Source organism: Isoptericola sp. NPDC060257 (assembly GCF_042726645.1).
Taxonomy (GTDB): domain Bacteria; phylum Actinomycetota; class Actinomycetes; order Actinomycetales; family Cellulomonadaceae; genus Isoptericola; species Isoptericola nanjingensis.
This window is the reverse complement of sequence record NZ_JBHXAW010000061.1, coordinates 9,403-18,141: the sequence shown is the minus strand read 5'-3', so window position 1 is coordinate 18,141 and position 8,739 is coordinate 9,403. Positions and strand designations below refer to the sequence as shown.

Genomic DNA, 8,739 nt, shown 5'->3' with positions numbered 1-8,739 from the left:
AAACCCCCCCACTCCCGGCGGCCGCTTCTGTTTTTTAAAAGCCACCGGTGCGGGTCGGGGGCGGCGCCGCCCCCCCCCCCCGGCGCGCCGTCCCGGCCGCGGGCGGCCCGCCCGTCGGCGACGGCGGCACGGGCGGCGTCCCGGACGGTGTCACCGTGCACGGCCTGGTCCGCGGCGCCGAGGGCGCCCCGCTGCCGCAGGCGGCGATCACGCTCATCTCGCTGGGCGGGCGCCAGCTCGGCCTCGCGATCGCGCGGTCCGACGGCGCCTACGCGGTCGACGCGCCGGGTGCCGGCACGTACGTGCTCATCGCCTCGGCCGACGGGTTCCAGCCGCAGGCCTCGACGATCGTCGTCGGCGCGGCGCCGCTGGCCCACGACGTGCTGCTCAGCGGCACCAGCGGCCTGCGCGGCGTCGTCCGCGGCCCTGACCTGCAGCCCGTCGCGGGCGCGATGGTGCTGGTCACGGACGTGCGCGGCGACCTGCAGGCGAGCACCGGCACGGCGGAGGACGGCACGTTCGCCCTCGACGAGCTCGTGCCCGGTCCCGTCACCGTGGCGGTCAACGCCGCCGGGTTCCGGCCGCGGGCGCTGCCCGTCGACGTGGGCGGCGCCGGGGTCACACGCGTCGAGGTCGAGCTCGCCGCGGGCGCCCGGGTGACCGGCGTCGTGCGCGCCCCGCACGGCCCGCTCGCGGACGCCCGCGTGACGCTCGTCGACGCGGCGGGCAACGTCGCGGGCACGGCCACGACCGGACCGGACGGCGCCTACGCGTTCACCGACCTGGACGGCGGCGAGTACACCGTGATCGCGACGGGCTACCCGCCGGCGGCGACGGCGCTGAGCCTCGCCGGCGCGGGCGTCGACGGCCACGACATCGCCCTCGCCCACCCCGCGGAGTGATCGGCGTGCTGACCGCCATGATCCGCACGCGCGACGGGTGGGCCCTGCCGCACGCCGTCGTCACCCTCACGGACGCCGCCGGCGCGCAGGTGCTGCGGGTGGCCGCGGACGACGACGGCGCGGTGCGCGGCGAGGCCGCGCTCGCCCCGGGCGGGTACGTCGCCATCGTCACCGCGGTGGGCTACGCGCCCGCCGCGACGTCGGCGATCGTCACCGCGGCGGGCCGCGCCGCCCTCGGCACGGTGACCCTGGCCCGGCAGGGCGGCACGGAGCTGCCGCCGCCGGGCCCGTGGACGATCGACCCGGCGCACTCGTCGGTGACGGCGGTGGCCCAGCACCTGGGCATCTCCAGCGTGCGGGGCCGGTTCACCGAGCTCGCCGGCCGGATCGACGTCGCGCCCGGCGACGTCGCCCGGTCCGGCGTGGCCGCGGTGATCTCGGCGGCGTCCATCGACACCGGCAACGCCTACCGGGACTGCCACCTGCGCTCCGCGGACTTCCTCGACGTGGAGCGGTACGAGCACATCACGTACCGCTCCACGGGGATGACGCCGGTCGCCGACGGCCGCTGGACGGTGCACGGCGACCTCACGCTGCACGGGCTGGCGCACCCCGTCGACCTCGACCTGACCTACCTGGGCACCGGCGCCGACGCGCAGGGGGTGGTCCGCGCGGCGTTCCGCGCGACCACCGAGCTGCGCCGCGACGCCTTCGCCATCCGGTACAACGAGGTCGCCGCCGCGGGCGTCGCCATCGTCGGCACCACCCTCAAGGTCGAGCTGGAGATCCAGGCCGCGCAGGGCGCCGCGCTGCCCGGCTGACGCCCCCCGCCCCGACGTCGCCGCGCTACTCGCAGGCGGTCCCGTCCTTGTCGCCGTCCAGCCGGGAGGAGTAGCCGGGATCCCCGCGGTGGACCGGCGCCGCCCCGGCCGCCCGCGCCGCGTCGCAGTTCGCGAACGGCTCCTGCGGCTCGGCGCCGGCGTCGTCGCCCGCCGGGTCGTCCCCCTGATCGTCGACCGGCGCGACGTCGGGCGCGGGCCCGCCGGCGGGCAGCGGCTCGTCGGGGCACCGGGCCAGGACGCCCGCGATGGCGTCGTGCTCGGCCTGCGTGACCCAGAGGGCGTACGCCTGCTTCACCGCGACCTGCCGCGCCACGTACTGGCAGCGGAACGCCTTGGACGGCGGCAGCCAGGTCGCGGCGTCGCCGTCGCCCTTGCCCGAGTTGGTCGGCCCGTCGACGGCGAGCAGGTTGAGCGGGTCGTTGGCGAGCTGCCGGCGCGCCACTCCGTCGAGCTGCTGGGCGCCCTTCTGCCACGCGTCGGACAGCGCGACCACGTGGTCGATCTGCACCGCGGTGGACGTCGCCTGCCCGCGCAGGAAGTCGATCCGCGTGCCCGTGTACGGGTCGGCGAGCACGCCGCTCAGCACGATGCAGTCGTGCGTGTCCGGGTCCGTGACGGTGCGCGTCAGGTCGCGCGCGAGGACGTCGTTGCGCGTGTCGCAGCCGTTGTGGTCGACGTCGGCCCACGCCGGCCCGAACTGGTCGCGGGAGTACCCCGTCTTGGGCGCGCGGCCCTTCACAGGCAGGCCCTCGAGCGCCGCGAGCGCCGTGCCGGAGGCCGCAGGCGCGGACTCCCCCGGCTCGTCCGGCGCGGGCGCCGCCGTGGCCGCCGGCGACTCCAGGTCCCCGCCACCGATGCCGGGCCCCGCGGGATCGAGGCCTCCGGCGCACGCGCCGAGGAGCAGCGCGACGGAGGCACCCAGCGCCGCGATGCCGCCGCGCCGGGTGGTGGTCGCCGCCCTCACCGGGCGGGGTGTGCGAGCAGGTCGGCGTACTCGGGGTGCCGCTGCACGTACGCCTTGATGAACGGGCACAGCGGCACGATCTTCTCCCCCGCGGCGCGCACCTGGTCGAGCGCGCCGGCGGCGAGCTGGGACCCGATCCCCTGCCCCTCGTAGGCGGGGTCCACCTCCGTGTGCGTGAAGACGACCACCGCCGACCCCCCGTCGTCCTTCCGCTCGTAGTACGCGCCGCCCGCGCGGCGACCGTCGTCGAGCCGGGCGAGGAAGACCTGGTGGTCGCGGTCGTCGACGACCGTCACGGGGGTGGGAGTGGCGTTCATGGCCCCCATCCTGGCCGCTGAGCCCGGCTCCTGTCGCCCCCCGTGCCGGGGCGAGACGGACCTCACGGTGCCTGGCGGGCCGGCTCCGCGTCGCCGGGCAGCAGGCGGTGCAGCAGCGGCGTGTTGACCCGCACGGTGAAGAAGTCGATGAGCGGCCCTGCGAAGAACGCCGTCATGACCGTCCCCACCCCCACCGGGCCGCCGAACACGACCGCCAGCCCCACGAACGCCAGGTCCTGCACCACCCGCACCGCCCGGTAGCGCCACCCGGTGCGGTCGACGACGATCGGCGCGATCGCGTCGTACGGCGCCGTCCCGATCCCCGCGGTCATGTAGGCCGACGCGCCCGCGGTGAACAGCACGATGCCCACGGTGAAGAGCACGGCCTGCAACAGGTGGCCGGGCGGGTCGGGCACCAGCGGCTCCAGCAGCGCGCCGAACCACTGGACGAAGAAACCTGTCATCACCATGTTGATGACCGTTCCGAGGCCGACGTAGCGGCGCGCCCACACCACCACGGGCACGAGCAGGACGGCGTTCACGGCGAGCTGGTATGCCCCGAGGCCGACACCGAGGTGCCCGCTGACGCCGATGTTCGCCGCCGTGAACGGGTCGACGCCGACGTGCGCGGAGAGCAGCACGGCGGACCCGAGGGCGAGCACGGCGACGCCGCCGAGTGCCCAGAGTGCACGCGGGACGAGCTGCGCCGCGCGCACGCGGCCCCTGGCGGTCATGGTTCGTCACGGTAGGCGTCGTGCGCCGGGCGCGCGCGGTGGCGCTGCCGCCCCGTCGCCGGGGGTGGGAGAATCCGGCAGTGACCGTGCCCGTCCCCGAGGGCCCCGACACGGCGTCGGCCGCCCGGAAGCGCAACCCGTACCTCGACGTCCTGCGCGTGCCGGGGGCCCTGCCGTTCTCCGCCGCGGGCGTGATCGCCCGGCTGCCGATGTCGATGGTCGGCATCGGCACGGTGCTCATGGTGCAGGCCCTGTACGGCTCGTACGCGATGGCGGGCCGGGTGTCGGCGGTGCTGGTGGTGGCGCAGGCGCTGGTCGCGCCGCAGATCGCCCGCCTCGTGGACCGGTCGGGTCAGGCCCGCGTGATGACCCCGATGCTGGTCGCGACGACGGTGGGGCTGCTGGGGCTGGTGGCGGCCGCCACCCTGGGCGCCCCGGAGTGGGTCCTGTGGGTGTGCGCCGCCGTCGGCGGCGCGAGCCAGGGCTCGTACGGGTCGCTCGCCCGGGCCCGCTGGTCCCACGTGCTGCCCGAGGCGCAGCGCGTGCACACGGCTTACTCCCTGGAGTCCGCCCTCGACGAGCTGGTGTTCATCGTGGGCCCGGTGCTGGCCACGACGCTCGCGACGACGGTGATCCCGTCGGGCGGCCTGCTGGTGGCGGCCGTCGTGGGTGGCGCGGGCGCCGCGTGGTTCCTCACGCAGCGGCGCACGGAACCCCCCGCTCGCGGGGCGGCCGTGCCCGCGGACGGCGAGCGTGTCGGCACGGTGGCGCACCCCGACGCCGTCCGGCTCGAGCGCCGCTCGGCGATCCGCATGCCGGGAATGCCGGTGCTCGCCGTCGTCTTCGTCGGCATGGGCGTCATGTTCGGGTCGAGCGACGTCGCCACGGTGGCGTTCGCGGAGGAGCAGGGGGTCAAGGGTCTCGCCGGGCTGGTGCTCGCCTGCTTCGCGCTCGGCTCGATGGTCTCGGGCCTGGCGTACGGGGCCCGGCACTGGGTGTCCCCGCTCTCGGTCCGGTTCACGGTCACGGCCTGCGGGATCGCCGTCGGCGTCTCCCTGTTCTTCTTCGTCCAGAACCTGGCGGTCCTGGGCGTGGTGATGTTCGTGGCCGGCTTCGCCATCGCACCGACGCTCATCAACGGCAACGCCCTGGTGCAGGCGCTCGTCGCGCCGCACCAGCTCACCGAGGGGCTCACGTGGGTGGGCACGTCGCTGGGCGTGGGCGTCTCGCTCGGCTCGTGGCTGGCCGGTGTGGCCGTGGACGCGGTGGACTCGCACGCCGGGTTCCTCGTCACGATGTCCGGCGGCTGGGCGTGCGCCCTGCTGGCGCTCGCCGCGCTGCCCGGGATGCGGCGCCGGCGCCCGTACGCCGACGCCGCCTGAGCAGGCCCGCCGCGCTCAGGGCTCCGGGTGTTGCGCGTCGTAGCGCCAGAACCGGGGCTGCAGCCGCACCACCAGCCACAGCACGGCGACGCACGCGAGCCCGCCGACGACGGCCGCCCACCCCTCGCCGAACCACGTGGCCTCCGAGCCCAGCACCATCTCGCCGAGGCGCGGCCCGCCCGCGACCACCACGATGAACACGCCCTGCAGGCGGCCGCGCATGTGGTCCGGCGTCGCGGTCTGCAGGATCGACTGGCGGAACACGGACGAGATCGCGTCGGAGCCGCCCGCGAGCAGCAGCGCCACGCCCGCGAGCACGACGGCGCCCCACAGCACGCCGTCCGGCGCGCCCGGCCCGACGGCGACGAGCACCGCGCCGAAGGCGGTGACGCTCAGCCCCCACGCCGTGATCGCCCACACGATGATCCGGCCCTGCCACCGCACGCGGACGAGGGCGCCGGAGAACACGCTCGCGAGGATGCCGCCGACGGCGAACCCGGCGGCGAGCACGCCCGTCGTCGTCTCCCCGCCGCCCAGGTAGAGCGCGCCCGCCGCGGGCCACAGCACACGCGGGAAGGCGAGCACCATCGCGGCCAGGTCGACGACGAACGTGGTGCGCACGTTCGGCCGCGTCGCCAGGTAGCGCAGCCCGTCGAGCACGGAGCTCAGCCCGACGACGCGCCGCCGGGCAGGCGCGGCGCCCGTCGGGTCGGGGTCCGCGTCGTCGTCCAGCGGCTGCTCGGGCGGGACGGCGGGCAGCCGCCACACCGCCCACAGCGCCGCCGTGAACAGCAGCGCGTCGAGGGTGTACGCCCAGCCGTACCCGAGCCGGGCCACGAGGAGCGCGCCCACGAGCGGGCCGCACGTGAGCGCCACGTTGAACGCCAGCGTCTGCAGCGCGAGGGCCGCCGGCATGAGCTGCGGCTCCAGCAGGCGCGGCACGATCGACGTGCGCGCCGGGTTGTTGATCGCGAACGCCGCCGACTGCAGCGCCACCAGCCCGTACAGCAGGTTCACCGAGCCGACGTCGAGCCAGGCCTGCGCCGCGATCGCCGCCGTCACGAGCCAGAGCACCGACGACGCGAGCAACGAGACGCGGCGCCGGTCGTAGTGGTCCACCAGCGCCCCGCCGTACAGGCCGAGCGCGACCAGCGGCACCAGCGCCGCGATGCCCAGGGTGCCCACCGCGAGCGTCGACCCCGTCAGGGCGTACACCTGCAGACCCACTGCGACCACGGTGATCTGCGTGCCGATGTTGGAGACGCCGAGGCCCCACCACAGGCGACGGAACGCCGGGGAGACGCGCAGCGGCGTGAGGTCGGCGATCAGTCGGGGCACGGTGTCCCAGGGTAGGCGTGTTCCGCGGGCAGCCCCGGGCGGGTCTGCCGGAGCCCTCCGTCGAGGGTCCGGTGATCGTCCGCCCGGGGCCGCCGCGCGCACCCCGCGGTGTCGGTGGTGTCGTGGGCGCGGCCCGGCCCCCTGCGCCGTGCTGCGCCCACGCCGACCCCAGCCGGGGCGGAGCTGCCACGGGACACTCCCCAGTGATCCCCCGTGACAGCGCCGCCCCGTCCGGAGCCGGTACCGGCTCCGGTGGGGGTCAGCGGGTCTCGGCCGCGAGCGCCTCCCTCCGACGACGCACCAGCAGCACGCCGCCCGTCAGCATCAGCAGCAGGGACAGCCCCAGCAGCCGCAGGTCCCCGCCCGTCGTCGGCAGGGTCTGCATCGCGCCCGTCCCGGCGGCACCGGCAGCGCCGGACGCCGCCGTGGCGCCGTCGGCCCCGGTACCGATGAGCTGTCCCGAGCCGTCCGAGCCGGGAGCCTCGGCGACAGGACCGCCCACGGGACCGGACCCGCCGCCGCTGGAACCCGTGCCGTCGTCGGACCCGCCGTCACCGGTGCCGTCGCCGGGGTTGTCGGTGCCGTCGCCGCCGCCGTTGTCACCGTCACCGGGGTCGGTGCCGTCACCAGGATCGGTGCCGTCACCAGGATCGGTGCCGTCACCGCCACCGTTGTCGCCGTCACCGGGGTCGGTGCCGTCACCAGGATCCGTGCCGTCACCAGGATCCGTGCCGTCACCAGGATCGGTGGCGGTCGTGCCGTCCTCGAGGACGTCGTCGACCAGGCCGTCCTCGGCGAGGACGTCGTCGGTCACGGCCCCGAGGTCGCCCTCGAGCAGGTCGTTCGCCGTGTCGTTGACGTCCTCGACGACGTGCTCGACGAGCTCGTCGGTCACGCCGTCCTGCGGCTCGTCGGCGCCGATGATGTCGTCCACGGTGCCGTCCTCGCCGGCGATCCCGTCGACGGTGTCCTCGACCAGGTCACCCGTGCCGAGCAGGTCGTCCACCGTGCCGGTCGAGTCGACGACGTCGTTCAGCACCGGGTCGAGACCCTGGTCCTCCAGCACGTCGTCCACCAGGCCGTCGTCGGCGGTGAGGTCGTCCACGACGCCCGGCAGGTCGCCGGCCGTCACCGAGTCGAGCGTCGAGTCGACGTCGTCCACCACGGCCTCCACGACGCCGTCCGTGACGCCGTCCTGCGGCTCGTCGGCGCCGACGACGTCGTCGACCACGCCGTCCTCGCCGAGCAGCCCGTCGGCCGTGTCCTGCACGGCCGAGCCGGTGCCCAGCAGGTCGTCCACCGCGCCGGTCGAGTCCACGAGGTCCCCGAGCACCGGGTCCAGGCCCTGGTCCTCCAGCACATCGTCCACCAGGCCGTCGTCGGCCGTGAGGTCGTCGGTCACGGCGCCGAGGTCACCCTCGGTGGCGTCGCCGACGATCTGCTCCAGGTCGTCGAGCACGTGCTCCACGGCCTCGTCCGTGACACCGCTCTCGGGCTCGTCGGCACCGACGACGTCGTCCAGGACGCCGTCCTCACCGGCGATGCCGTCCACGACGTCCTGGACCAACGACCCGGTCCCGGCGGTGTCGTCGACCGTGCCCGCCAGGTCCGAGACCTGGTCGACCAGGTCGTCCGCGGCCGTGTCGACGCCGCCGTCCTCCAGCACGTCGTCGAGCACGCCGTCCTCGGCAGCGACGTCGTCGACCACGCCCGGCAGGTCGCCGGCCGTCACCGAGTCGAGCGTCGAGTCGACGTCGTCCAGCACGGCCTCCACGAGACCGTCCGTGACGCCGTCCTGCGGCTCGTCGGCGCCGAGGACGTCGTCGAGGATGCCCTCCTCGCCGGCGATCCCGCCGACCGTGTCCTGCACCGTCGAACCGGTGCCCAGCAGGTCGTCCACCGCGCCGGTCGAGTCCACGACGTCACCCAGCACCGGGTCCAGGCCCTGGTCCTCCAGCACGTCGTCGACCAGACCGTCCTCGGCAGCGACGTCGTCGACCACGCCCGGCAGGTCGCCGGCCGTCACCGAGTCGAGCGTCGAGTCGACGTCGTCCAGCACGGCCTCCACGAGACCGTCCGTGACGCCGTCCTGCGCCGCGTCCGGGCCGACGACGTCGTCCACCACGCCGTCCGGCCCGAGCAGGCCGTCCACCGTGGACCTCAGCAGCGACCGCGTGCCCAGCACGCCGTCGACCGCGCCCGCGGTGTCGGCCACCGTAGCGGTCAGCTCGTCCACCGCACCGTCCAGCCCGGACGCCTC

At 75.7% G+C, this 8,739-nt stretch carries 7 protein-coding genes and 1 pseudogene; 3 read left to right on the top strand and 5 right to left on the bottom strand.

All coding sequences use genetic code 11. The features are described from left to right. The first annotated feature begins 155 nt into the window (after positions 1-155). Positions 156-902, top strand: coding sequence for a collagen binding domain-containing protein (locus ACFWEK_RS07500; RefSeq protein ID WP_430553639.1), 747 nt, complete (start codon positions 156-158; stop codon positions 900-902). A gap of 5 nt (positions 903-907) precedes the next feature. After that, a complete protein-coding gene (locus ACFWEK_RS07495; RefSeq protein ID WP_430553638.1) occupies positions 908-1,723 on the top strand; it encodes a YceI family protein in 816 nt (271 codons plus the stop codon). Positions 1,724-1,748: 25 nt separating this feature from the next. Here ACFWEK_RS07495 and ACFWEK_RS07490 read toward each other — a convergent pair whose 3' ends face one another. From ACFWEK_RS07490 to ACFWEK_RS07480, 3 genes are all read right to left on the bottom strand, one after another. Beyond that, positions 1,749-2,708, bottom strand: a complete 960-nt coding sequence (locus ACFWEK_RS07490; RefSeq protein ID WP_430553637.1) for a DUF1524 domain-containing protein — start codon at positions 2,706-2,708, stop codon at positions 1,749-1,751. Further along, positions 2,705-3,025, bottom strand: coding sequence for a GNAT family N-acetyltransferase (locus ACFWEK_RS07485; RefSeq protein WP_430547818.1), 321 nt, complete (start codon positions 3,023-3,025; stop codon positions 2,705-2,707). The genes ACFWEK_RS07490 and ACFWEK_RS07485 overlap by 4 nt, the downstream gene beginning before the upstream one ends. A gap of 62 nt (positions 3,026-3,087) precedes the next feature. After that, positions 3,088-3,759, bottom strand: coding sequence for a YitT family protein (locus ACFWEK_RS07480; protein WP_430553636.1), 672 nt, complete (start codon positions 3,757-3,759; stop codon positions 3,088-3,090). Positions 3,760-3,839: 80 nt separating this feature from the next. Between ACFWEK_RS07480 and ACFWEK_RS07475 the strand changes: the two genes are divergently transcribed. Beyond that, positions 3,840-5,141: an MFS transporter gene (locus ACFWEK_RS07475; RefSeq protein ID WP_430547820.1), complete on the top strand. Its 1,302-nt coding sequence runs from the start codon at positions 3,840-3,842 to the stop codon at positions 5,139-5,141. 15 nt (positions 5,142-5,156) lie between these two features. Here the strand turns inward: ACFWEK_RS07475 and ACFWEK_RS07470 are convergent, their stop codons facing one another. Both ACFWEK_RS07470 and ACFWEK_RS07465 read right to left on the bottom strand, forming a co-directional pair. Next, a complete protein-coding gene (locus ACFWEK_RS07470) occupies positions 5,157-6,479 on the bottom strand; it encodes an MFS transporter (protein WP_430553635.1) in 1,323 nt (440 codons plus the stop codon). Between the two features lie 259 nt (positions 6,480-6,738). Continuing rightward, positions 6,739-8,739, bottom strand: a pseudogene (locus ACFWEK_RS07465) (hypothetical protein); the annotation flags it as partial.